The 26,069-nt window shown below is 33.0% G+C and carries 24 protein-coding genes, 1 other RNA gene and 1 other annotated feature; all 25 genes read left to right on the forward strand.

Annotation, left to right across the window (positions count from 1 at the left end; translation table 11 throughout):
* The first annotated feature begins 528 nt into the window (after positions 1 to 528).
* The 25 genes from CPG45_RS15015 to nifS all read left to right on the forward strand — a co-directional run bounded on the left by CPG45_RS15015 (position 529) and on the right by nifS (position 26,059).
* Complete coding sequence (locus CPG45_RS15015; protein ID WP_096232831.1) at positions 529 to 1,734, forward strand: glycosyltransferase family 2 protein; 1,206 nt, start codon at positions 529 to 531, stop codon at positions 1,732 to 1,734.
* 81 nt (positions 1,735 to 1,815) lie between these two features.
* Positions 1,816 to 3,804 (forward strand): transketolase, encoded by a 1,989-nt coding sequence (gene tkt / locus CPG45_RS15020; RefSeq protein ID WP_096232833.1) that lies wholly within the window; start codon positions 1,816 to 1,818, stop codon positions 3,802 to 3,804.
* Positions 3,805 to 3,922: 118 nt separating this feature from the next.
* Complete coding sequence (locus CPG45_RS15025; RefSeq protein WP_096232835.1) at positions 3,923 to 4,825, forward strand: TTE1925 family mutarotase; 903 nt, start codon at positions 3,923 to 3,925, stop codon at positions 4,823 to 4,825.
* A 116-nt stretch (positions 4,826 to 4,941) separates the two neighbouring features.
* A complete protein-coding gene (locus tag CPG45_RS15030) occupies positions 4,942 to 5,475 on the forward strand; it encodes an RNA polymerase sigma factor (protein WP_157732429.1) in 534 nt (177 codons plus the stop codon).
* The gene (locus CPG45_RS15035) at positions 5,475 to 5,774 is read left to right on the forward strand and encodes a hypothetical protein (RefSeq protein WP_096232838.1); all 300 of its coding nucleotides are present in this window, start codon (positions 5,475 to 5,477) and stop codon (positions 5,772 to 5,774) included. The genes CPG45_RS15030 and CPG45_RS15035 overlap by 1 nt, the downstream gene beginning before the upstream one ends.
* Complete coding sequence (locus CPG45_RS15040) at positions 5,771 to 6,385, forward strand: B-box zinc finger protein (protein ID WP_096232840.1); 615 nt, start codon at positions 5,771 to 5,773, stop codon at positions 6,383 to 6,385. Before CPG45_RS15035 ends, CPG45_RS15040 begins: the two co-directional genes overlap by 4 nt.
* A 54-nt stretch (positions 6,386 to 6,439) precedes the next feature.
* Positions 6,440 to 6,877, forward strand: coding sequence for a signal peptidase II (gene lspA, locus CPG45_RS15045; RefSeq protein ID WP_096232842.1), 438 nt, complete (start codon positions 6,440 to 6,442; stop codon positions 6,875 to 6,877).
* A 42-nt stretch (positions 6,878 to 6,919) separates the two neighbouring features.
* On the forward strand, positions 6,920 to 7,837 hold the full coding sequence (locus CPG45_RS15050; protein WP_096232843.1) for an RluA family pseudouridine synthase: 918 nt from the start codon (positions 6,920 to 6,922) through the stop codon (positions 7,835 to 7,837).
* 107 nt (positions 7,838 to 7,944) lie between these two features.
* Positions 7,945 to 10,437 carry a cation-translocating P-type ATPase gene (locus CPG45_RS15055; RefSeq protein ID WP_096232845.1) on the forward strand — a complete coding sequence of 831 codons (2,493 nt, stop codon included), beginning with the start codon at positions 7,945 to 7,947 and terminating at the stop codon, positions 10,435 to 10,437.
* A gap of 75 nt (positions 10,438 to 10,512) precedes the next feature.
* Positions 10,513 to 10,711: a binding site (T-box leader), on the forward strand.
* A 116-nt stretch (positions 10,712 to 10,827) separates the two neighbouring features.
* Entirely contained in the window at positions 10,828 to 12,084 is a 1,257-nt protein-coding gene (hisS, locus tag CPG45_RS15060; protein ID WP_096232847.1) for a histidine--tRNA ligase, read from the forward strand.
* A 13-nt stretch (positions 12,085 to 12,097) separates the two neighbouring features.
* Complete coding sequence (aspS, locus tag CPG45_RS15065) at positions 12,098 to 13,879, forward strand: aspartate--tRNA ligase (protein WP_096232849.1); 1,782 nt, start codon at positions 12,098 to 12,100, stop codon at positions 13,877 to 13,879.
* A gap of 47 nt (positions 13,880 to 13,926) precedes the next feature.
* A non-coding RNA gene (gene ssrS, locus CPG45_RS15070) (6S RNA) lies at positions 13,927 to 14,108 on the forward strand.
* Between the two features lie 3 nt (positions 14,109 to 14,111).
* Entirely contained in the window at positions 14,112 to 14,885 is a 774-nt protein-coding gene (locus CPG45_RS15075; protein WP_197702823.1) for a tRNA threonylcarbamoyladenosine dehydratase, read from the forward strand.
* Positions 14,886 to 14,955: 70 nt separating this feature from the next.
* The gene (locus CPG45_RS15080; RefSeq protein WP_096232851.1) at positions 14,956 to 15,228 is read left to right on the forward strand and encodes a metal-sensitive transcriptional regulator; all 273 of its coding nucleotides are present in this window, start codon (positions 14,956 to 14,958) and stop codon (positions 15,226 to 15,228) included.
* Between the two features lie 10 nt (positions 15,229 to 15,238).
* Positions 15,239 to 15,664, forward strand: a complete 426-nt coding sequence (locus CPG45_RS15085; RefSeq protein WP_096232853.1) for a SoxR reducing system RseC family protein — start codon at positions 15,239 to 15,241, stop codon at positions 15,662 to 15,664.
* 6 nt (positions 15,665 to 15,670) lie between these two features.
* Positions 15,671 to 15,991 (forward strand): thioredoxin, encoded by a 321-nt coding sequence (gene trxA / locus CPG45_RS15090; RefSeq protein WP_096232855.1) that lies wholly within the window; start codon positions 15,671 to 15,673, stop codon positions 15,989 to 15,991.
* A 421-nt stretch (positions 15,992 to 16,412) separates the two neighbouring features.
* Positions 16,413 to 17,069 (forward strand): polyprenyl diphosphate synthase, encoded by a 657-nt coding sequence (gene uppS / locus CPG45_RS15095; RefSeq protein ID WP_172856593.1) that lies wholly within the window; start codon positions 16,413 to 16,415, stop codon positions 17,067 to 17,069.
* A 499-nt stretch (positions 17,070 to 17,568) separates the two neighbouring features.
* A complete protein-coding gene (locus tag CPG45_RS15100) occupies positions 17,569 to 18,321 on the forward strand; it encodes a DUF5714 domain-containing protein (RefSeq protein ID WP_096232859.1) in 753 nt (250 codons plus the stop codon).
* On the forward strand, positions 18,284 to 19,390 hold the full coding sequence (locus CPG45_RS15105) for a DUF8838 domain-containing protein (protein ID WP_096232861.1): 1,107 nt from the start codon (positions 18,284 to 18,286) through the stop codon (positions 19,388 to 19,390). Before CPG45_RS15100 ends, CPG45_RS15105 begins: the two co-directional genes overlap by 38 nt.
* Before the next feature lie 20 nt (positions 19,391 to 19,410).
* Positions 19,411 to 20,667: an ATP-grasp domain-containing protein gene (locus CPG45_RS15110; protein WP_096232863.1), complete on the forward strand. Its 1,257-nt coding sequence runs from the start codon at positions 19,411 to 19,413 to the stop codon at positions 20,665 to 20,667.
* Entirely contained in the window at positions 20,661 to 20,978 is a 318-nt protein-coding gene (locus CPG45_RS15115; protein ID WP_096232865.1) for a carboxymuconolactone decarboxylase, read from the forward strand. Before CPG45_RS15110 ends, CPG45_RS15115 begins: the two co-directional genes overlap by 7 nt.
* A gap of 202 nt (positions 20,979 to 21,180) precedes the next feature.
* Entirely contained in the window at positions 21,181 to 22,452 is a 1,272-nt protein-coding gene (locus tag CPG45_RS15120) for a permease (protein WP_096232867.1), read from the forward strand.
* 526 nt (positions 22,453 to 22,978) lie between these two features.
* Positions 22,979 to 24,313 carry a replication-associated recombination protein A gene (locus CPG45_RS15125; protein ID WP_096232869.1) on the forward strand — a complete coding sequence of 445 codons (1,335 nt, stop codon included), beginning with the start codon at positions 22,979 to 22,981 and terminating at the stop codon, positions 24,311 to 24,313.
* A 105-nt stretch (positions 24,314 to 24,418) separates the two neighbouring features.
* On the forward strand, positions 24,419 to 24,868 hold the full coding sequence (locus CPG45_RS15130) for an RrF2 family transcriptional regulator (protein WP_014758845.1): 450 nt from the start codon (positions 24,419 to 24,421) through the stop codon (positions 24,866 to 24,868).
* A gap of 9 nt (positions 24,869 to 24,877) precedes the next feature.
* The gene (gene nifS / locus CPG45_RS15135; RefSeq protein ID WP_096232871.1) at positions 24,878 to 26,059 is read left to right on the forward strand and encodes a cysteine desulfurase NifS; all 1,182 of its coding nucleotides are present in this window, start codon (positions 24,878 to 24,880) and stop codon (positions 26,057 to 26,059) included.
* The last annotated feature ends 10 nt before the right edge of the window (positions 26,060 to 26,069 follow it).

The following is a 26,069-nucleotide window of genomic DNA, read 5'->3' on the forward strand; positions in this document are numbered from 1 at the left end:
TAATTAGCTTTTTGTAATAATTAATCTCCTATCTATTGATATGAGATTAATTTAAATATTTTGCAGAATTATTTATTAGCTTCTTATGTGTTTTTTTTTGCATTTAAATACTAAATAAAACTGATGGCAATAGCACAGATGAAACCACCAATGACATTATAATTAGACAATACCTACAACCATTTTCCTAGGTAAGTGTCCACTAAGACAAGTACCAATTAAGTTTGTTATGAGTGCTACCCATTAGTGGGAATTATATGTAATTTTTATTAGTTTTCTTATTGATATGAAAAAATATAAGTTTTATGAAATTTTATTTATTGAAAAAAGTTATAATATTTATATTTAAAAAAGCTATAGAATATAAGATATGGCAAATTATAAGAGTATTATAGATATATTGACATTTTATGACACTTTATGTTATTTGTATGTTATTTATTTGTTAACTTTATTGACCATGATGAATTTTTAATATAATATATCTTTGGACGTAACTGACATTAATAAATCCAGAGGGTAATAGTAATGATTTTGCATAAGTTATTATTAATAACTGGAATAGCTCTACAAATCTATTTATTGTTTTTTGGATTCTATTATTTTTATATTGGTCTTTTCGGGATTGGTAAAGCTCCAAGAAGAAAAAAATGCAAACCTAAAAATAGATTTCTAATACTTATTCCAGCACATAATGAAGAGAAGGTCATAGGCCCGCTTGTCAAAAATCTTCTGTGTCTTGATTATCCAAAAAAATTATATGATATTGTTGTCATAGACGATAATTGTACAGATAAGACTAAAAACGTATGTGAAAAGCTTGGAGCGATTGTTCTTGAACATAAAAGTAAGCCCGGAGAAATTAAAGGGAAGCCATATGCGATAAGATATGCTTTGAATGTTATATCAGATTATGATACCAAATATGATGCTGTTTGTATATTCGATGCTGATAACTTAGTTTCACTAAATTATTTAGAAGAAATGAATAACCATCTAATAGCAGGCGATAAATTAATACAATGCTATCTCGATGTCAAAAATCCTACTGATAATTTAGTCTCTATGTCATATGCAAATGCATATTATTATACAAATCGCTCTTGGCAGATGGCCAAAGAAAAGCTCGGATTAGGTGTTGCAATTGGTGGTACTGGTTTTTGCGTTGCAACAGATATTTTAAAAAAGATTGGGTGGACAGCGACTTCCTTGACAGAGGATTTGGAATTTCAAATGCAGTGTTTACTTATAAATATTCCAGCGCACTGGTGCCATTATGCGAAGATATTTGATGAGAAACCTACAAATTTTATTGCTTCGCTAATTCAGAGACTAAGATGGGCAAGAGGACATTGGAATGTATGCTTTAAATATGCACCAAAGTTATTTTTAAAGGGTATTATAGCCATTGATGGTACTATATATTCATTAAATCCATTTAATACAATATTAGGTCTCGTTGGTATTATTTATATACCACTTATAAAAGAAGTTAATTTGATTCCAGATACTGTATGGATATTGTTGCTTGTCATGCAATTCTTATACATGATATATTCAATACTAATGTATACAGATAAGCCATTTAAAAAGATACTTGGTCTCTTGACAGTTTTTCTATATAGCTACTCATTTTTACCTTTATATATATGGGCTCTTATTACAAAGGATAATAAAAATTGGAATTGTACAAAACACACAAGAAGTTTGCAATTTAACCAGTTACATAGTTAAAAATTTATAAAAAATTCTTTTTTTGCAGTTTATCAAATGATATAATTAAATTGGTAAATTAAATGCAAAGGAGAGTAGAGTATGAACAAAATCGATGAATTAACCATTAATACTATACGAATACTGTCTATCGAGCAAGTACAAAAGGCAAATTCAGGACATCCAGGAATGCCTATGGGGTCTGCACCAATGGCGTATACGTTATGGTCAAAGTATTTAAAGCATAGTCCCAAAAATCCGAAATGGGCTGGCAGAGATAGATTTATATTATCTGCTGGACACGGCTCGGCACTTTTATATTCTTTATTGCATCTATTTGGCTATGGGTTGACAATAGATGATCTTAAAAACTTTAGGCAATGGCAAAGTAAGACACCTGGCCATCCAGAATATGGTCACACGGCTGGTGTTGAAATAACGACGGGACCACTTGGGCAAGGCATTTCTAATGCCGTTGGAATGGCAATTGCTGAGACATATATGGCAAGTAAATTTAACCGTCCAGGTTACAACATAGTTGATAATTACACATATGTAATTGCTGGTGATGGTTGCCTTATGGAGGGCATCTCATCTGAGGCATGTTCCCTTGCGGGGACATTGAAACTCGGTAAACTTATAGCACTTTATGATTCAAATAATATTTCAATTGAGGGTGGTATAGATATCGCATTTACGGAAGATGTAGGTTTGCGCTTCGAAGCATATGGTTGGCAGGTATTAAAAGTTGAAGACGGAAATGATATCGATGAAATAAGTAAAGCTATTGAAAAGGCTAAGTCAGAAAAAGAAAAGCCGTCTTTAATTATTGTAAAAACTGTGATTGGCTATGGTTGCCCTGAAAGGCAGGGTAAAGCATCGGCACATGGAGAACCACTCGGTGAAGATAATATAAAAGAGACAAAGAAGTTTTTAGGTTGGGATTACGAAGAAGAGTTTTATGTACCTGATGAGGTACGCAAAAATATGGAAGAGATAAAAAGCAAATTAGCAAATGAAGAAGAAAAATGGAATGAGCTGTTTGAAAATTACAGAAAAGAATATCCCGATTTGGCGGAAGAATGGGATAAATGGCATAGTTCAAAATTACCTGTTGATTTATTAAATGATGAGGGATTGTGGAATTTCAAGCTGAAGACTGCTACACGCTCTTCATCGGGAGAAATCTTGAATTATCTTGTTAAAATGATTCCAAATTTAATTGGTGGTTCAGCAGATCTTGCACCATCAACAAAAACATATACAAAAGGAAGAGGAGACTATAGCAGCGAAAATAGAGGCGGATCGAACTTTCATTTTGGCGTTAGAGAACATGCAATGGGTGCAATCGCAAATGGCATAGCAGCATATGGCGGTTTAATACCATATGTTTCAACATTTCTTGTTTTCAGTGATTATATGAAAGGTGCTATAAGATTATCTGCATTGATGAAACTACCTGTTATATATGTCTTTACACATGATAGCATTGGTGTTGGTGAAGATGGACCGACACATGAACCGATAGAGCATTTAACAATGCTTAGAAGCATCCCTAATATGACAGTTATAAGGCCTGCAGATTCAAAAGAAGTTGCAGCGGCTTGGTGTTATGCATTAAATAAAAAGGATGGACCTACTGCATTAATATTAACGAGGCAGAACCTGCCAGTTTATGAAGAGTCGTCAAAGGACGCATTGAGGGGCGGTTATATATTATGTGATGCTGATAATGGCAATCCAGACATAATTCTGATGGCCAGTGGGTCTGAAGTCCGTTTGGTTTATGAAGCATATAAACAATTAAAAGATAAGGGCATTAATGCAAGAGTTGTAAGCATGCCAGCTATGGAGATATTTGATAAGCAGTCAGAGGAATACAAAAAGTCTGTATTACCAGATGATGTAAGAGCAAGAATTGCCGTAGAAGCGGCAAGTCCATTAAGCTGGTATAAATATACAGGTATTGATGGAAAAATTATTGGAATCGACCATTTTGGCGCATCGGCACCGGGTGACATACTATTTAAAGAATTTGGATTTACAGTAGAGAATGTAGTTGAAAAAGCTTTGGAATTACTTAAAAAATAATTTTGAGTGCCATTATGGCACTCTTTTTAGCAGGAAAATTAATTTTTATGTCGAATATGATATTAAATAAATCTTTGCGAGAATAAAATTATCATATAATGAGAGGAATGAGTTACAAGTGAGTGTAAACATCAAAAAAATAACATACTCTGGATGGAATAATTGCATAGAAGTGTCAAATGGTATAGTTGATATTGTTGCAACAACAGAAATTGGACCAAGAATCATTAGATTCGGTTTTATAGGTGATGTCAATGAATTTAGCGTGAATAGCGAAGATGCAGGTAAAAAGGGCGAAAACATATGGAGAAATTATGGTGGACATAGGTTATGGCATAGTCCTGAAGCGATGCCAAGGACGTATTCTCTTGACAATTTTCCGATTGATTATAAGGAGTTAGAAAATGGTATAAAACTAATTCAAAAATCTGATTCGTGGGTCAATATGCAAAAAGAAATAGAAATCACTTTAGATCCTGATAAGCCGAAGGTTAAAGTTTTACATAAGATTACAAATAAGGGAGCATGGCCTGTTGAACTATCGCCATGGTCAATATCTGTTATGGCTACAGGTGGTTTACAAGTTGTCCAACAGCCTGATAAAGATACTGGATTGTTGCCAAATAGAGCTTTAGTATTATGGCCATATTCAAAAATGAATGATCACAGAATTCATTGGGGTGAAAAATATATAATTTTTGAACAAGATGTTAATACTAAAGAGCCATTTAAGTTTGGTATACAAAATGAAAATGGTTGGGCAGCATATTTTAATCATAATCATCTGTTTGTAAAGCATTTTAAACATGATGAGAATGCAACATACCCTGATTATAATGCGTCGTATGAGACATATACAACAGATTGGATGATGGAAATGGAATCTCTAGGACCAATGGTTAAGTTAGAACCTGAAGCATCTACTAGTCATGTTGAAGAGTGGGAGTTGTTTGATAATGTCAAAAGACCTTCTATTGATGAAAAGGAAATAGACGAATTAATAAAGTTTTATATAAAATAAAAATAATATAAAGACCGGTTTAATCCGGCCTTTATATTATTTTTAATTGTTTTGAAGTATCATATTGTTTAATAACGTCTAAACATATGATACGATTATAAGGTAGGTGCATTGTATTGACTGACGAAGAAATTATAAAAAGTGTTATAAATGGTAATACAAATGCATTTGCAGAAATAATAGAAAGGTACAAGGATAGAGTGTTCAGCATGGTCTATAAATTTACAAATGATGAAGGTGTAGCAGAAGATATATCGCAAGAGATATTTTTAAAAGCTTTTAAAAATATCAGTAAATTTCGTGGTGAATCAAAATTTACAACTTGGCTTTATAGACTAAGTAAAAATTATTGTATTGATTGGGCAAGAAAGCAAAGGAATAATATAAATTTTGTAGAACTTGAGGACATTCCATCAGAAGACAATATACTTGATTCTATTATTAGCAATAATAATTATAAATGTTTGAAAAACGAAATAAATGATTTGCCAGAAAAATATAAGACACCGCTCTATCTATATCATATAAAGGGATATTCATATCAAGAGATAGCAAATACTTTAAATATACCAAAAAGGACAGTTGAAACCCGCATATATCGAGCAAAAAAAATTTTAAAAGAAAAATTAGCAATGAGGGGGCTTATATGATGGATATTTTTGAAGAAGAATTTATCAACCCTTCAAAAAAAGCACCGGATGGTTTTACAAGTAATGTTATGAGAAAGATAAAAAAAGATTTAAGCAGAAGAATAAATATAAATATGGGTGTAAGCTTAGTCGTCTCTGGTATATTGCTTTTTTTCTCTTTATATACGGGGTATGACTTTATATACCATGCGAAAAATATAGTTTATAATACAGCAGGGATAATCGTTAAACTAGAAGACTCCAGCAATAATTCCTTCGAATTTATTGACAAATATCTATATAGGGGGTATCAAAAATGAAGTGTTTTTACCATAATGATAAAGAAGCAGAAACATATTGCAGTATCTGTGGGAAACCAATATGCAATGAATGTAAATACAATATCGATAATACTATATTATGTAAATCTTGCAGCCAAAAGGCTTTGAGGTTTTTAGCCTTTTCTAAAAATGAAAAAATAAAAAGCAAAGGGCTTGTATTTTTGTTTTCGTTGATGCCCGGTGCAGGGCATATGTATATAGGGATGATGAATAGGGGCACTCAGCTAATGGCGGCATTTTTTTTAGTTTTGGCTTTACCTGATATATTAGCAAATAATTTTATATTTCAAGCGCTTGCAATAATAATTTATGTATTCAATATATTTGATGCCCAAAATCAAGTGATGCTTTATAATTCAGGAGATGGTAAAGACATAGGATTTGTTGATAAAAATTTTATAGTACGGAATTCCCTTATATTGGGAATTGTATTAATTGGTATAGGCCTTTGGGGAATATTTACACAGATATTTAGATTTAGTTTCTATGTAACACTTAACAAATTTTTGGTACCTATTAGTTTTATAGCACTCGGCATATACCTTTTAAAAGGTGTATTTTCTAAAAAAGATTTAAAAAATGGTGTATAATGCGCCATTTTTTGTTATAATCATAATAGTTGACTTTATGGGAGGTTAAAAAACTTGGAAGCTTTTATTGTTTTGATTGTCATAGTAATTGATCAAATATCAAAGTTGTTTATTGTCAAATATTTAAAACCTATTGGCACAATTCCGATTATAAGAAATTTTTTTCATTTAACATATGTTGAAAACAAAGGTGCAGCTTTTGGAATGCTACAAAATAAGACTTTCTTCTTTATTATAATAACAATAATTGTAGGAACAATATTAGTATACTCAATAGTAAAAATACCGGGAAGTACATTATATAAAATCACTTTATCGATAATACTTGGTGGTGCTATAGGTAATCTTATTGATAGGGTAAGACTCGGTTATGTAATTGACTTCATTGATTTTAAATTTTTCCCCGCGGTATTTAATTTAGCTGATTCAATGATAGTCGTTGGTGCATTTATTTTATGTTATTTATTGATTTTTAAAGAAAATAGAAAATAATTGCATTTAATAGCAGTGACAGCGAAAGGATTGAAGGATAATATGAACATTATTGACAAAATAAGTTTAATTGCAGAAAAGGATGATTTAAATAAAAGAATAGATGTTTTCCTCGCATCTGAATTAGACTATACAAGGTCCTATTTGAAAAAGCTCATTTTAGAAGGACTTGTAATTGTTAATGGATCTATAATAAAACCAAACTATAAATTAAAAGAAAATGATGTAGTTAATGTAACTATACCTGAAGCAGAAAAAATTGATATCATACCAGAAAATATTCCACTTGACATCATTTATGAGGATAACGATATTATTGTTGTAAATAAGCCAAAGGGTATGGTCGTACATCCTGCACCAGGCAATTACAGTGGAACACTTGTCAATGCGCTTTTATATCATTGCAAAAACTTATCTGGCATTAATGGTGAATTAAGGCCTGGTATTGTTCATAGACTTGATAAAGACACGTCAGGGGTAATGGTCGTAGCTAAGAATGATAAAGCACATATAAATTTATCAAATCAAATAAAAGAAAGGACAATTTTAAAAAAATATATTGCAATTGTTGAAGGTGTGATAAAAGATGATGAAGGAAAGATAGAAGCACCTATAGGAAGACACCCGATTGATAGAAAAAAGATGGCTATAACAAATGATGGCAGATATGCACTTACACTATATAAAGTTTTAGAAAGATATAAGAATAACTCCTTTATAGAAGCTACAATAAAAACAGGTAGAACACACCAGATACGTGTTCATATGGCATATATAGGTCATCCGATAGTTGGTGATGAAGTATATGGTTTCAAAAAGCAAAAATTTAATCTTTTAGGTCAAGCACTTCATTCAAGACTCTTAGGGCTAATACACCCGGCAAAAAATATTTATATGGAATTTGAAGCACCTATACCTTATTACTTTGAAAAGCTAATAAATATTTTAAAAAATAAGTAAATACTTTTTTACTTATTTTTTTAATTTTAGCAAAATAATTATTGTTATTCGATGTAACATCTGTTACAATTAAGTGGAATAGATTATTAAAATGTGAGGTGAATAATATGGGAACGCTCAAAGACGCCTATTCTATGAACTGCGAAGAAGTTTTAAAAAGCCTCGATACAGATATCAAAGGACTTTCAAATGAGGAAGCTTATAAGAGATTGAAAGAATCTGGCCTAAATAAGATTACTAAAACAAGAAATTTAAGTTTTTGGGATGTATTTTTTGAAGAAGTAAGAGAACCAATGATATTATTGCTTCTGTTAGTTGGTGTAATATATAGCCTTTGGGGCAATATTGGAGATGCAATTACTATATTTTCAATCATAATTTTACTTGTACTTGTTGAAGTATTTACGGAATATAGAGCAAAGAAAAATATTGAAGCATTAAATAAAATATCGTCACCAACAACTGTTGTTATAAGAGATAATATGCCTGTTGAAATCAATACAGAAGAAATTGTACCAGGTGATATAATGGTTTTAAGAAAAGGAGAAAAAGTTGCAGCGGATGGCCGTATTCTTGAATCATCAGGTTTGGAAGTCGATGAAGCACCGCTTACAGGTGAATCTATGCCGGTTTATAAAGAAAATAAGGTTTTATCTGAAAATATACCATTGCATAATAGGTCAAACATGGTTTTTTCTGGGACGACTGTTTTAAGAGGAAAGGGACTTGCTGTTGCAGTATCAACTGGGATGGATACTGAAATAGGTAGAATAAAGGGACTTACAATTGCAGAAAAACAACCAAAAACACCTCTACAAAGGGCTATGAAAGAATTATCAATAACTTTTGCCTGGGTAGCTATTATACTAAGCATCATCATACCATTTATAGGCTATTTAAGGGGAATGCCATTTCATAATATGTTCCTAACAGGATTAGCAATGGCATTTGCAGTAATTCCAGAAGAATTGCCAATAATAGTTACAATGGTTCTTGGGATTGGTATATATACTTTATCAAAAAGCAATATACTAGCAAGAAAGCTAAAGGCCGTTGAAACACTCGGAAATGTGACAGTAATTGCAACAGATAAGACAGGTACTTTGACGAAAAATATTATGAAGGTCAGTGAAATTTATAAAGCAAGTGATGATCTATTTGACTTAGCTGCATCATCAACAGATATCATTGAAAGCGGTGTAAAGCCAATAGGTGATCCTATTGATATAGCATTATTGAGTTATATTACTAAAAATGGGGCAGGATATAATAAATATCAAATTATTAAAGATTATGGTTTTGATGATTTCAAAAAAGTTTATACATATATACTTTCACATAATGGTAATACTGTAAAAGTCATTAAAGGCGCGCCGGAATACATTCTAAAAATTTCAAATTTAGAAAACAGAGATGAAATTGAATATAGGTTCAATAATTATGTAAAAGAAGGTTTAAGAGTCATAGCATTTGCAAAAAGTGAAAATATTGATAATAATGATAAATATACTTTTTTAGGAATGGTTGCATTTATCGATCCTGTTAGAGATGGAGTTGATAATGCCGTAAGAGAGTGCATTGATGCCGGTGTAAAGATAAAGATGCTAACCGGCGATAACTTAAATACAGCTATCAGTGTAGCAAATAGAGTATCAATAGACAGCCAAAATTCTATTTCTGGAGAAAATATAGATGCAAGCGGAGATCTAAAAGCCTTAGTATCAAAAAATACGATATTTGCAAGGATTACACCAGAACAAAAGCTAAATATTGTAAAAGCGCTTCAGTCATGTGGTGAAATAGTTGCTGTAACAGGTGATGGTATTAACGATGCGCCGGCTTTAACTGCTGCTGATATAGGAATATCAATGGGTCAAAATGGTACGGATGTCGCAAAAGAAGCATCTGATTTGGTAATCACAGATGATAGTTTTCCCGCAATTGTTGAAGGCATAAAAGTTGGCAGAAGATTATATGATAATCTAACAAAAGGTGTTAGATATTATCTATCATGTAAATTAGCACTCGTATCTTCGTTTATCCTTCCTTTAATTCTTGGGCTTAATTTTCCTTTTACGCCGATACAGATTATTTTACTCGAGCTGTTTATGGATTTAGCGGCTTCAGCATCCTTCACATCTGAACCTATGGAAATAGATGTTATGAAAATAAAGCCTAAGAAAAAAGATGAAAAATTTTTGGATAAAGCAATGGTAACAGGCATTATTCAAGGAGCAATTGGGTTATTTCTTGCTGTAATGACTGTATACTTATTTAGCTTTTATACTACAGAAAACGTCATGTATTCTCAGACAATGGCATTTGGCACATGGCTAATAGGGCATGTAATATTAGCAATTATTATGAGGACAAAGAGGGTACCATTATATAGAGTTGGACTATTTTCAAATATTGCGATAGATATATGGGCAATATTAGTTGTAGTATTTTTTATAATAGTTATAAATGTTCCGATTATTAGGACTGTATTAGGACTTACTGTGCTTACTGGAAAAGACCTTGTGCTTATTATAATTTCAAGCATCGCATTTACAATATGGATTGATGCCACTAAATTTTTCAGAAAAACTTTATATTAATTAATAAGAAGAGCAGATAATATATTGACACATCAATATATTAAAGTTATAATATCAAATAAACAGTCTATATATTAAGATGCGATGAGTAGGAGAGTAGTAAAAGCACATATAAAGGGAGAAGGTACCGTGACTGAGAGTATCTTTATATCAATGCTTTTATGAAAGACACCTATTAGCATATTGGCCGATATGTAGGTCATATACGTAAACCTGCGTTAAAGGAATGAGTTTAATCAGGGTGGCACCACGGGAAAAATCTCTCGTCCCTGCAATTTGATTGCAGAGTTGAGAGGTTTTATTTTTTACTAGTTTAAGTAAAAATATTTTTGCTTTGGGTGCTATATAAGTTTATTGATTTTGCAAAGAAGTTTAAGAGGAGTTGGTTTAATGCTTACAAAAGCACCAAGAGGTACAAAAGATGTATTACCGACGGAAGTATATAAATGGCATTATATAGAAAATATTATCAGAGAAATATGTGAAAATTTCGGATTTAAGGAGATCAGGACACCAGGCTTCGAACATACGGAACTATTTTTAAGGGGTGTTGGGGAATCTACAGATATCGTCAGGAAAGAGATGTATACTTTTACTGACAAAGGTGGAAGGAGTATTACTCTAAAACCAGAGGGAACATCTCCAGCTGTAAGGGCATTTGTTGAGCACAATCTATATGCTGAAGCACAGCCGACAAAGCTTTATTATATTACGCCTGTGTATAGGTATGAAAGGCCTCAATCAGGTAGATTAAGAGAACACCATCAGTTTGGTGTTGAGATGTTTGGTTCATATGATGCAGCTGCGGATGCAGAAATAGTAAGTATAGCGATGACGCTTTTTAAAAGAATCGGGTTAAAAAACTTAGAACTTAACATCAATAGCATTGGCTGTCCCAAATGTAGAAAAGAATATAATAAAGCTTTAAAAGAATTCATAGGAAACAATATTGATAATTTATGTGATGATTGTAAAGAAAGGTATAAAATCAACCCTATGAGGGTTCTTGATTGCAAAGTTGAGGGATGTAAAACAATTTTAAAAGATGCACCAGTTATACTTGATTACCTTTGTGATGATTGCAAAGCACATTTTGAAGACCTTAAGAAATATTTGAATGCTGCTGGTTTTGACTTTATTGTAAATCCAGGCATAGTTAGGGGACTTGATTATTATACAAGAACTGCTTTTGAGATTATTTCAAATGAAATAGGTGCACAAGGTACTGTTTGTGGTGGTGGAAGATACGATGGACTTGTAGAAGAATGTGGTGGACCTTCTGTACCTGGTGTGGGATTTGGTATGGGTATTGAGAGGTTATTAATATCTATTGAAAATAGTGGTATAAAAATACCATTACCAAAAAGAACCGACCTTTTTATTGGAAATATTGGTGATGAAACGAAGAAATATGCTTTTTCATTAGCATTGAAGCTAAGAAATTTAGGGTTTAGCGTTGAAATAGATAATATAGGTAGAAGTTTGAAGGCACAGATGAAATATGCAAATAAATTAAATGTGAAATATACTGTAATTTTAGGTGAGGATGAATTAAAAAATAAATTAGTGAAACTTAAAAACATGGATGATGGTACAGAATATGAAATTGCTTTAGATGAAATTGCTGATAAAATAAAAAATATATAATGGAGGTATAATAATGGGAGAGCAGTTATCAGGCATGAAAAGAACCCATATGTGTGGAGAACTATCCTTAGAAGATGTTGGTAAAAAAGTAGTTGTAATGGGATGGGTACAAAGGCGGAGAGACCTTGGTGGGTTAGTATTTTTGGAACTGCGTGATAGAACAGGACTAATACAAATAGTATTTAATGAACAATTATCAAAAGAAGCCTTTGCTAAGGTACAATGTGTTAGAAATGAATATGTTTTAGCAGTTGAAGGTGAAGTCGTAAGGAGAGCGGATGAAAATATAAACCCAAATTTAAAGACGGGCAATATAGAATTGTATGTTACTACACTAAAGATTTTCAGCAAATCAGAAACACCTCCTTTCATGGTGGAAGATAGAAATAATGTATCAGAGGCAATAAGACTTAAATATAGGTATATAGATTTAAGAAGACCTTCAATGCAAGATATCCTAATGACAAGGTATAAAATAACAAGAATAGTAAGAGACTTTCTTGATAAAAATGGTTTTATCGATATTGAAACACCTCTTTTAATTAAGAGTACACCAGAAGGCGCAAGGGATTATTTGGTTCCAAGTAGAGTTCAGCCTGGTAAATTTTTTGCATTACCGCAGTCACCACAAATTTTTAAACAGCTTTTGATGATATCTGGATTTGATAGATATTATCAAATTGCCAAATGTTTGAGAGATGAAGATTTGAGGGCTGATAGACAGCCTGAATTTACTCAGATTGATATGGAGATGTCATTTGTAGATGTAGATGATATTCTTACATTAAATGAAAGGATGATATCGCGAGTATTTAAAGAAATTTTAAACATAGATGTTAAACTTCCTTTTAATAAAATGACATGGCAGGATGCTATGGATAGATATGGCTCAGATAAACCTGATGTAAGATTTGGTATGGAGCTTAAAAATCTATCCGATATATTTGTTAATTCTGGATTTAAAGTCTTTAGAGATGCGGTGCAAAATGGCGGTTCTGTAAGAGCTATAAATGTAAAAGGTGCTGCATCTATGCCTAGAAGACAGATTGACGAACTCGTCGAATTTGTTAAAACATATAAAGCAAAAGGCATGGTATGGATTCAGATGTTTGAAGATGGACCAAAATCACAAATAGCAAAATTTTTATCTAATGAAGAAATGACCTTGATTTTAAGCAAAATGGAAGCTGAAAAAAACGACCTAATTTTTATAGTTGCTGACAAAGACAATATGGTAGTTTATGATGCATTAGGACATTTAAGGCTAGAGATGGGTAAAAGATACAACTTGATTGATGAAAGTCGATATGAATTTTTATGGGTAGTTGATTTCCCATTACTTGAATATAGTGAAGAAGAAAAGAGATTTGTTGCAATGCATCATCCATTTACAGCTCCCAAAGATGAAGATATTGAATTGCTTGATAAAGATCCCGGGCGTGTAAGAGCAAAAGCATATGATATGGTTTTAAATGGTGTTGAAATAGGTGGTGGAAGTATAAGAATACATGATACTGAGCTTCAAAAAAAGATGTTTGAGGTACTTGGATTCACAGAAGAGGTAGCTGAGGAACGTTTTGGATTCTTAATGAATGCTTTTAGATATGGTGCACCACCACACGGTGGAATAGCATATGGTCTCGATAGGCTAACAATGCTTTTAACAGGTACTGATAATATTAGGGATGTAATTGCATTTCCAAAAACTCAAAATGCATGTGACCTTATGTCAGAGGCACCATCAGAAGTATCAAATGACCAATTGAAAGAGCTGCATATAAAAGTTGACCTATAAACGTTTAACCTTGAAAAATTAAAAGAAATATGATAATATATTTATAGAAAACCCTATGGTGTGCGTGAAATGCGGTTAATGTTTTGAGCCAACACATATAAAAAAGGGAGCCTGGGCTCTGATAATGGAATATAAGCCATCTTAGAATGGAAATATGAAGTTATTAGGAGGGCACCCACCTGCGAGAGCAGGTTCAAAACCACCGTCTAAACGGCACTATGGGGATTTTTTAATGGGGGAATATATTTTGCTACACGCTTTTTCAAGAACTGAATTAATAATAGGAAAAGAAAATCTTGATAAGTTAAAAGAAAGTACTGTTGCAGTATTTGGAATGGGGGGCGTTGGTTCATATACTGCGGAAGCCCTCATAAGGTGTGGTATAGGTAAATTAATAATAGTTGATGATGATACAGTTTGCCTTACAAACATAAATAGACAACTTCATGCGACAAGAAAGACTGTTGGGAGGCCAAAAGTTGATGTTATGAAGGAGAGACTCAATGAAATTAATCCTAAAGCAGAGGTTATTGCATACCAAACTTTTTATAATAGCGAAAAAAGCAATGAGTTATTATCACCAGATTATGACTATGTTGTAGATGCTGTTGATACAGTCTCGGCAAAAATAGATCTTGTTGTTAAATGTAATGCAATGGGTATTCCAATAATAAGCTGTATGGGTGCGGCTAATAAACTTGATCCGACAAAATTTGAGGTTGCCGATATTTATGAAACAAGTATTTGCCCGCTTGCGAAGGTCATGAGATACGAACTTCGCAGAAGAGGTATAAAGTCATTAAAAGTTGTATATTCAAAAGAAAAGCCAATTATGCCTCTTATAGATGTTGAAACATGTAAACAGCATTGTATATGTACAAATAAAGTTAGAACTTGTGCAAAAAGGCGACAGATACCCGGAAGCATATCTTTTGTGCCACCTGTTGCAGGCTTTATTTTAGCAGGCGAAGTTATTAAGGATTTAATTGGATATAATAATAAATAGGTCATATTGACAAATTATAGCTTTGGTAATATACTATAGATGTACCTGATAGGGGTATAGGAGGTATGCTATGAATTCATATCATAATGATAAAGATGATTTGCTTAGAAGACTTAAAAAAATTGAGGGACAGGTAAAGGGTATACAAAAAATGATTGAAAAAGATTCATATTGTGTTGATGTTCTTGTACAGGTTGCAGCAGTTAGGTCTGCTATAAATAGTGTAGGAAAGATACTTTTAAAAAGCCATACATGTGGATGTGTTAAGAACGCTATGAATACGGAAAAACAGGATGAGATGATAGACGAACTTGTTGAAACATTTATGAAATTTATGAAATGAGGTATCAAAAATGCTTGAGAAAGGGCGCATTGTTGATATTAAAGATGGTAAGGCTAAAGTTGAGCTTATAAGAAATGACATGTGTGGCAAATGCCATGCCTGTGAAATAGGCTCAAACAATAGAATGCTTATTGAAGTTGATATAAACGATGACGAAAAGATTGGTGATAGTGTTTCGCTGGAAATGAAGGAGGCATCGATGCTGAAAGCTACTTTTATAATGTATGGTATACCACTTCTGTTTTTCTTCATAGGTGTATTTTTAGGATATGCTATATCAGAATTATTAAATTTAAAAAATATATCTCAAATAATAGAAGCAATTTCGGGAATATTATTGACATCTATTTCATTTATGGGTATAAAATATTATAGTAATAGAATAATAAATACGGAATATAAACCAGTTGTTAAAAAATATAATCATGGGAGGTAATAATAAATGGCAGAAGTAACTATTACGAACGCTAATTTTCAAGATGAAGTTGTGAATTCAAATATACCTGTTTTAGTAGATTTTTGGGCAGAATGGTGTGGGCCATGCAGAATGGTATCGCCGATTATAGAAGAGCTTGCAAACGACTATGAAGGGAAAGTCAAGGTTGGAAAGGTCAATGTAGATGAAGAAAATGAACTTGCTCAACAGTTTAAAGTTATGAGTATACCTACAATAGCATTGTTTAAAGATGGAAAATTGGTTGATAAAATTGTAGGTGCGAGACCAAAATCTGAATTTGAAAACTTTATTGATAAAAACATATAGTCCTGTGTTATCACAGGATTTTTTTATAATTAATGTATATTAATATTAGTGCAATTTTATGAGTTATGGTATTTAATCATAATCTATGCATATTAATGAGTTAATTTAATTGGATTCCAATTTTTTTGAATAATTAAGATTAATGGGACTAAACTTCGAAATTTAGAGAATGAAGGTTTAAATATTTTATTTAAGGGCTATTGGCGTGTAATTACGTGATAGCCGCTTTTTATTTTTACACCGTAAATATATCAATAAATGTATAAGGATTAAAAAATTTTAAGCTTTAGATATGATATAAATGTGGTGTGTTATCAAAAAATTATCTGATACAGCATGTAAATGCGATATTATACACTTTTTTGTATAATAAAAAAATTTATGGTTAAAATGTATTTGTAACAAAATATGTAATGGAGGAATGAAGTTGTATCGGATACCAAACCATATTGGAATTATTCCGGATGGGAATAGGAGATGGGCACAAAACAAGAAATTACCGAAAGAATCAGGCTATGCTTATGGGTTAGAGCCTGGAATTGTTTTGTATAGATTATGTAAAGAACTTGGTGTTAGGGAATTAACATTTTATGGTTTTACACAGGATAACACAAAACGCCCGACATCTCAAACAAAGGCCTTTCAAAAAGCCTGTGTCGATGCTGTAAAAATGCTGGAAAAAGAAGACGCAGACCTTTTTGTCATAGGTAATTACAATTCACCTATGTTCCCACAAGAATTATTGCCGTACTGTGAAAGAAAAAGAATAGGCAAAGGTAAAATGAAAGTAAATTTTCTTGTCAATTACGGTTGGCAGTGGGATTTAAACAATGCTTTAAAAGCTTTAAGTTATGGCAAAACAAATGATATACTAAATTTAATATCATCAAAAGACGTTTCAAGAGTTGACCTTATCATAAGATGGGGCGGCAGGAGAAGATTAAGTGGATTTTTACCTGTACAGTCGATATATTCAGATTTTTATGTTATTGATGATTATTGGCCGGATTTCAAACCAGAGCATCTATATGAAGCACTTGAATGGTATTCTAAGCAAGATATAACATTGGGAGGGTAAATGTCATCATTTTTGATGGCATTTTTTATTTTTGCTTAAAGTATAATTTTTGTAGGCAGTAAAAAATAGAAAAAGGATCTAATTTAAAACTTAACATGTAATGTGAAAATAAGAATGGATTGAAAGGAATTACACAAAAATTCACAATATACTAAACATTATATGGATGGAATTTTAAGAAAAAAATTAACAACAACTACTTGACAGAAAAAAGAAAAAAAGTTAAAATATTGTCAAATAAGTACTTAGTTGCTATAAAAAACAGTAATACAATTTACGGCAAGTTAATTTAGAAATGGTATCATGGCGTTAAACACTTTATTGAAGTACACTTCCGAATCTTTAAAAACATCAATACCAGTAGCTTTAAGGAATAGGAATATGGAACCTACTGTTTTGTTACGCTAATAAGACAAACAATTTTTATCATGCTTGGGGACTTTCTTTCAGGGGAATAGAATAAATTAACAAAGCAAAGGTAATTAGGAGGAAAAACTCAATGATTACTGGAAAATGCCTTGTATGTGGTGCTAACCTGGAACATCGTAACGAAAGCATAATTGTCAAGTGTTCTAAATGTGGGAAAAAAGAGAGGGCGTGTATTGTTTGTGAAAAAGAGCATTATCTTTGTAATGCTTGTGCAACCGAAACTGTGATGGCTAAAATTTTTCAAAAGGTACCCGAGATTGATTGCCAAAATCCCTGTGATATTGGAGAAAGACTTTTAATTGAATGTGGCTATGCTGGTAATTCTCCGCATGTTGTTGTTGCAGTAGCTTTTTTGTTGGCTTTAAAGAATTTGAATTTGGTGACGTTTGAAGATGTTTTTGAAGGAATGATGCGGGCTTCTCAAATTCCAGGTGGGTGGTGTGGGTATTACGGCACATGTGGAGCTGCAGTCGGACTGGGTGTTGCTGTTAGTATATTAACAAAAGCTACACCTATGACAGATAAGTCGCGTAGTATGGCAAATGAAGCTACTGCTGAAGGGTTAAAAATGGTGGCATCACAAGGTGGACCAAGGTGCTGTATAGGTTCTGTGCGTGTGGTTTTAGAAGTTGGAGTAAAGTATGTAAAGGATGCGCTCGGGATTGACTTTCCTGCGCGAAGAATAGAAATAAAAAATTGCTGGGCAAGTAGAGTGCAACCGGATTGTAAAAAGGAAAGATGTCTTTTTTGGGAAAAACCAATAAATAAAAATGGGAGGTGTGAAAATGGAGAATGTTGGAGAGATGTTACAGAAGATGATTAAGAGTGCGTTAAAACATAACAGCAATTTAGACTTAGCAAAAATGGTGGGAAGTGAAGAACATTTTTATTATTTTCCTTTAGAAAGCTTTCAAGGTAAAGAAAAAGTTTTGTTAATGGGATGCAGTGGTATTAAATTTGTGAAAGATATTGTTTTAACGGTAGGGAAGGCGGGTAAAGTTATCATTGTGACAGAAAATCAGGATGAAAAGGTAAGAGTAGAAGAGGATTTAGAAGCAACTCAAAAGGAAATTGGTTTTTGTAATTCTGAATTTGTTTTAGTAAGTTCATATGATCTGCGGGTGAACCCTGAATATATTGTAAAAGAATTATCGATGTTTCCTGTGCGTACTTTTAGCGATTACATAAATTTACAAAAAAAGATAGAAAATCAAAAAGAAGCTGAGCCTTTCTTGAACAATGAGAGTGTAGATATTGTTTATATTGATTTGCTAAATCGTTATACGAAAGAATATGTCAATTTGTTGCTTAGCGAAGCATTTCGAATACTTAAAAGAAAGGGAATACTTTTGATTAAGGTTTATTTGAGCGATGAACCACTAAAGAGTGCTGACTTAAATGTGTGCAACAATATAAAAATGCATTATATTCCCTTGGAAAATGAGATAGAAGAGGTTTTGGCATCACATGGATATATAGGAATGCGTTATAAATGGCGTGCAGAAATTCCTCAATTTATCCATAATACTATTGAGATAAGACCTTTTCTAATAGAGGCTTACAAAGGAGAACAAGGACCTTGTCTTGAAAAGGGGCATGCGGTTTTTTATATTGGTCCTTGGAAAGAAGTGGTTGATGATGATGGGCATAGATTATATCGTGGTCAACGTATGGCTGTGTGTGAGAAAACATACAAAAATCTCACAAGTTGTATTTATGAGGGACAAATTATTGGTATTCCACCTTACAATGAAGTTTCAGATGGAGATGTTCGACTTTTCGACTGCGATATTTCTGAAAAAAGAAATCCTAAAGTGACAAAGGGGTTGAAACCACTTTTTGAGGGAGAAAATATAACTAAAGAGGATATCAATGAGAGTAGCTGTTGTTAACATGGTTAAGGAGGTTAAGTATGCAAGCTAGTAATTATGTATTGTTTGTTTCCATTAGTAAATATTTAGATTATTATATCAACCTTGCTCATCGGTTAGGGTACAAAGTTATTCTTTTAAGCAGAAAAATAGATATGGATGCATTGATAATGGTAGATGTTCCTGTAGAAGTCGAATTAAACGATAAGGAATTAGTTATGCAAAAAGTCAAAGAATTGCGAAACAAGTTCAATATTTGTGCTGCGTTTACAACAAATGAGTATCGTGTTCCTCTAGCAAAGGAGATTGCTGTGTTGCTTGGTTTGGCACATCCTGTCGACCTCGATGCAGTCTTGAAATGCCGCAATAAGAAACTTACAAGGGAAAAGTTAGCAGATAAAGGAATTTCACCTGTTAGGTATCAAGTTGCAACTTGTAGTTGTAGTGCAAAAAAGTTTGCGTCGGAAATTGGCTATCCCGTCGTTGTAAAGCCTTCTAATGATTCTGGAAGTCGTAATGTATTTTGTTGCCGAAATGAGGCTGAACTAATAGAAGCATTTAATATTATTACCAATACTAAAGTAAATCATGTAAATGAAGAGCTTGATTCAGATATTCTAGTAGAAGAGTTTTTAAAAGGTCCGGAATTTAGCGTGGAAGCTGGAACTGATGATGAGAAAACGGTTATATATTCGATTACTGCTAAAATGACAACTCCTCTTCCTTATGCTGTAGAGATTGGTCATCTAAGTCCTGCTAGATTAGATCCGCTTATAAAGCAACAAATTGAGGATCTGGTTAGGCAGGCCATAGATGCTCTAGGTCTTAGAAGATGTGTAACACATACGGAAATCAAACTTACGCCTAATGGGCCCAGGATTGTAGAAGTCAATGCTCGCCCGGGAGGTGATGAAATACCACGGCTTGTACATATTACTACAGGTTACGATATTCGTCAGATTGCACTTTACTTGGCTTTAGGGTATAGTCTTGAGGAAATGCCTCGTGATTCCGTTGTGGCAAGATCAGCAGCGATTCGTTTTTTTGTTAGTGAGATGGATGGTGAAGTTATGAAATTTTATCTTAACAATATAAAAGATAATAGCCATGTTTTGGAGTTGGAGTTTTATGTTCGCTCTGGTGACTATGTTACGAAAACGGTCGATAATTTCTCGCGTTTAGGTCATATTATTTGTTATGACCCAGAGGGTGAGATGGCAGATCAGCTTGTTAATGCTTTAGTTGAACAAGTGCAAATTACTATAAATCCAAAAGAAAGAGGAGGATGTATATGTTAAATTTTATCTCTCAATTGGAAAAAAGTTTTGCTGAATTTATTACTGAAGCCTATCAAAACCAAACTCTTTGTAACAAAAGTAAGGCGATAGTGCTTCTGACATTTGCTCTTTCAGAAGAAAATCCAGAACTTGTAAAAGAGGGTCTTATGAAAGCAAAACAAGAAGGATTGACCAATGAAGAGATTGCACAAATTGAAGCAATAGTAATTGCATTGAAAGGCCGAAAAATTGTACAGCTTTTGACAACAGGAACTTCCACAAAGCCAGGAAGTAACGAAGGAACGAACAAAAGTTCATGTTGCTGTCAATAATGGGGAATAGAGCCACCAGACTACTTCTTAATCAAGATGTTGAAGAGAATGTTACTTATAAATATGCTGTTGTGCAGCGTTAAATGAAAAAATAAAATATTGAGTGGTTGGTTATTCTCATAAAAAGCATTTAAATGAAGAATGTATTAAGGGATTTGTTGCTGATTTTTTAAGTTAATGTTTAAGAAGGGGGAGAAAAAATATGAGTGTAGCTACTATTTTTTATGAACTACTCAGAATAGGGAAGTTTATTTGGGATTCATTTATGCACATCTGGTGGCTACTTTTAATTACCATTCCTTTGGCGGTGTGGGTGAATATCAGTGACACTGGAAAGTATGTAAAAAAACTAACAAATTACAATGTTTTTTTGTCAATATTTTTTGGTACTGTTATTGGAGCATTTAGCCCATTTTGTTCATGTAGTGTTATACCCGTAATTACTTCTTTTTTAATAGCAGGTGTTCCACTTGCCGCTGTAATGTCTTTCTGGATTGCTTCGCCATCAATGGATCCAGAAATCTTTTTTCTTAGTGTTGCATCACTTGGTTGGCCGCTTGCTTTTGCAAGATTAGTTGCTACTTTCTTCTTAAGTCTTGGTGGAGGATTAATCACACACTTTTTTGTTTCAAAAGGATGGATAGGTAAAGACTATCTAAAGCTCAACAGAGAGCCACAGCATACTATCTTTTCTTTACGAAATCTAAAAGGAAGGATAAAAGCAATTTTGTATAAATTATCCAATGCAAAGAAACAACAAATCTCCAACAGCAAAAATGCCTGCTGTGAAGAAGCTATACCTAACATAGGCGCTGTAAATGAAGAAATGAATCTTCTTGAGATTAATTTTACAGCAAAACCACAGAAAGATTTTTCACAGCAAGAAAAAGCAAAAACATCATGCTGTTCGGAAATCAATATGTCGCCTTCTATTATATATTTGGCTTCAGTACAAAAGCAAGAAACTAATTGTTGCTCAATCTCAAAAGTACAAGAAGCGGAATCATCTTGTTGTAACAATATTCTTTTAGATGAGAACAACAAAAAATTTACCTGGGAAGACTTTTGGAAAGAACTTATGAATGTTTTATGGATGGTGGGGAAATATCTCTTTATTGCCTATTTCTTGGAGGCAGTTATTTCATTTTATGTACCTAAGGAATGGATCCAGAACCTGTTGGGAGTTCGCAATCCTTTTTCTGTACTATATGCTACAATTCTTGGTGTTCCTCTCTATACCACAAATCTTACAGCGCTGGGTTTGATTGGAGGACTACTTGCGAAGAATATGAGTGGAGGAGCTGCTCTGGCCTTCTTGATTTCTGGGGCAACCACTACACTTCCTGCCATGTCCGCTGTATATGGAATTGTCTCGAAGCGTGTCTTTTTACTTTATTTAGGTATTATTGCGGTCGGTGCTATCTTTTTTGGTTATACTTACCAAATAATAGAGATGATTTTGCTAAAGACGTAATCATTGATCCTATGTATTTTTCGTTTTTTTAGTTTTTTACTCCGAAGATTTTGAAGAAGATGGATTATTTCTTAGAATGAAAGAATTGTAAGCTGGATTTATGTCAATATAGTAGAAAAAAACTCAATATATATTAACTTGTTTTTACATAGTATAAATGACATGAACTTTTCCGTGATGTACGTTCAATTCAAAGCATGACAATACAAATCATGTTAGAAAAATAAACAGAAAGCAAAAAGAAAACCTTCAAGAGGCCCATACCATTGTTCTTCTCTTGAAGGTTTTTAAATAATATACTAAAATCAATATAGAAAGGAACATTTGTTTCTATTTTTTTATTAAAAATTTTTCATGTGAGTTTATTATGGCAATTTATGTAAGTGAATTTTCTAATCTATAGTTTAAGAAAAAATTTACCTAAAACTACTTGACACAAACTTTATTTTTGCTCACTTTTATATACATACATATGTATAGTATAATAATGCTGATGTATGAATAAAGTTTGTAAAAGGTGAAAATCATGGATATGTTTCAATTTGCACAAAACAATTTTAGAAAAAACAATGCGCCGTTGGCAGATCGCATGAGGCCAACTACTCTTGATGAGTTTGTTGGTCAAAAGCATATATTAGGGCATGACAAGCTTCTATATAGAGCTATAAAAGCTGACAAAGTCAGATCGTTAATATTTTATGGACCTCCTGGTACAGGTAAGACAACACTTGCAAATATAATAGCTAATACGACGAAATCTAGTTTCGAAAAATTAAATGCTGTAACATCAGGTGTGGCAGATATAAAGAAAATAGTGAATGAGTCAAAAGATAGATTGTCTATGTATGGAAAAAGAACCATATTATTTATTGATGAGATACACAGATTTAATAAATCACAACAGGATGCATTGCTTCCGTATGTTGAAGATGGAACAATAATTTTGATCGGTGCCACAACTGAAAATCCTTATTTTGAGGTTATCCGCCCTTTAGTATCTAGATCAATGATATTTGAACTTTATCCTCTTAGTAATGAAGATATAAAAGAAATAGTTTTACGAGCTTTGGATGATGTAGAGCGGGGACTTGGAAATGAAAAGATTAAGATAACGGATGATGCGTTAAATCATATAATTACATATTCTGATGGTGATGCAAGGACGGCTTTGAATGCTATAGAATTAGCATATCTTACAACTGAAAAAGATAAAAATGGTATTATAAACATTGATATCGATGTTGCACAGGAATGTATTCAAAAGAAAGTATTAAAATATGACAAAGATGGCGACAATCATTATGACACAATTTCCGCATTTATAAAAAGCATGAGAGGATCAGATCCAGATGCAGTATTGTATTGGCTTGCGAAAATGATTTATGCGGGAGAAGATCCTCTATTTATAGCGAGGAGAATCGTTATATGTGCATCTGAAGATGTGGGAAATGCTGATCCTAATGCACTTAACATAGCAGTATCTGCTATGCAAGCGGTAAATCAGATCGGAATGCCTGAAAGTAGAATAATACTTGCACAAGCGGCAATTTATGTCGCATGTGCACCGAAAAGCAATTCCTCCATAGAAGGTATTGATTCTGCTCTGAATGATGTTAAAAATTTTAAAACAGGTGCTGTACCAAAACACTTACAGGATGCTCATTATAAAGATGCAGAGAAATTAAAAAGAGGTATTGGATATAAATATGCACATGATTTTAAAAATCATTATGTTAAGCAGCAATACCTTCCAAATGAATTATTAGGAAAAACATATTATAAGCCTTCTTTAATGGGTTACGAAAAGAAAATATCTGAATGGTTAAATTTCTTAAAAAAGAATGATGACACAAAAGGATAATTAGTATTCCTATGGGTAAAATAAAAATTGTTGACAAAATAACTGTATAATGATATCTTATTTTTAGAAATCCGAGCCAAATAGTCGGTATTAAGGAGGGTCTATATGAAATTATCAACAAAAGGGAGATATGGAGTTCAAGCTATGTTTGAGCTTGCTTTGTATTATGGTGAGGGACCAATATCATTAAAGGTTATAGCAGAAAATGAAGGCTTATCAGAACATTATTTAGAACAGCTTATTGCTGTTTTGAGAAAAGCTGATTTGGTAAAAAGTATACGTGGAGCACAAGGCGGGTATATGTTATCGGCTCCGCCTGATAAGATTACTGTAGGTGACGTTATTAGGACGTTGGAAGGATCACTTGCTCCTTCAGACTGTGTAGTAGAAGACATACCATTTGAGTGCAGCAGATCAGGGGGATGTCCAACAAAAGTAGTATTAGAAAAAATCAGAGATGCTATAAATAAAGTAATTGATTCAATAACGCTACAAGATATGGTTGATGACTACAAAAAAATGATACAGAAAAATTCTTATATGTATTATATATAGGAGGTTTTTATGAATAGGATTTATCTTGACAATGCAGCAACTACACCAATAAGATCGGAAGTTTTAAATTCTATGATGCCATTTTTTGATAATCGTTTTGGTAATCCGTCAGCACTATACTCTCATGGACAAGAGGCTAAAAAGGCCATTGAAGAAGCTAGAGATAAGGTGGCGGTTGCGATTGGGGCTAGTGCTGATGAAATTTTTTTTACAAGTGGAGGCACTGAATCAGATAATTGGGCGCTCATAGGTGCTGCATATGCTCTTAAAAATAAAGGGAACCATATAATAACCACTAGCATAGAACATCACGCTGTTTTGCATACGTGCCAATACCTTAAAAAGCAAGGCTTTGAGATAACTTATTTGCCTGTTGATGAGTATGGATTAGTAGATCCCAACGACTTAAAAGAAGCAATAAAAGATAATACAATACTTGTTTCTGTGATGTTCGCAAATAACGAGATTGGGACAATTGAGCCTATAGAAGATCTTGTCAAGGTGGTACATGAAAGAGGTGTGATGTTTCATACAGATGCAGTACAAGCAGTTGGCAATGTACCTATTGATTTAAAAAAACTGGATGTCGATATGATGTCAATTTCGGCACATAAAATCTATGGTCCCAAAGGTATCGGTGCTCTTTATATTAAAAAAGGAATAAGAATTGATTCGTTAATACATGGTGGAGCCCAAGAAAGAAATAGAAGGGCAGGAACAGAAAATGTCGCCGGAATTGTTGGATTTGGTACAGCGATAGAACTTATTACTAAAAACATTGATGAACACATAAGGAAACTGACAAGGCTTAGAGATAAGCTTATAGATGGGATACTCAAAATACCATATACCCGCCTAAATGGACATCCAAATAAAAGGCTGCCTGGAAATGTCAATGTTTCTTTTGAATTTGTTGATGGCGAATCGCTTATATTAAGTCTTGACATGGAAGGAATTTGCGTATCAAGTGGTTCTGCATGTACCGCAGGCAGCATTGATCCATCTCATGTATTACTAGCAATTGGCCTACCGCAAGAAATAGCACATGGTTCATTGCGACTAACTATAGGAGAAGAAAACACAGAAGAAGAAATCGATACGGTAATAAATAAACTGCCTAAAATAGTAGATAGATTGAGGCAGATGTCGCCACTTTTTGAAAGAGTTAAAGAGGAGAAAAAACTTGTATAGTCAATATGTG

It is taken from the genome of Thermoanaerobacterium sp. RBIITD, assembly GCF_900205865.1.
Taxonomy (GTDB): Bacteria; Bacillota; Thermoanaerobacteria; order Thermoanaerobacterales; family Thermoanaerobacteraceae; genus Thermoanaerobacterium.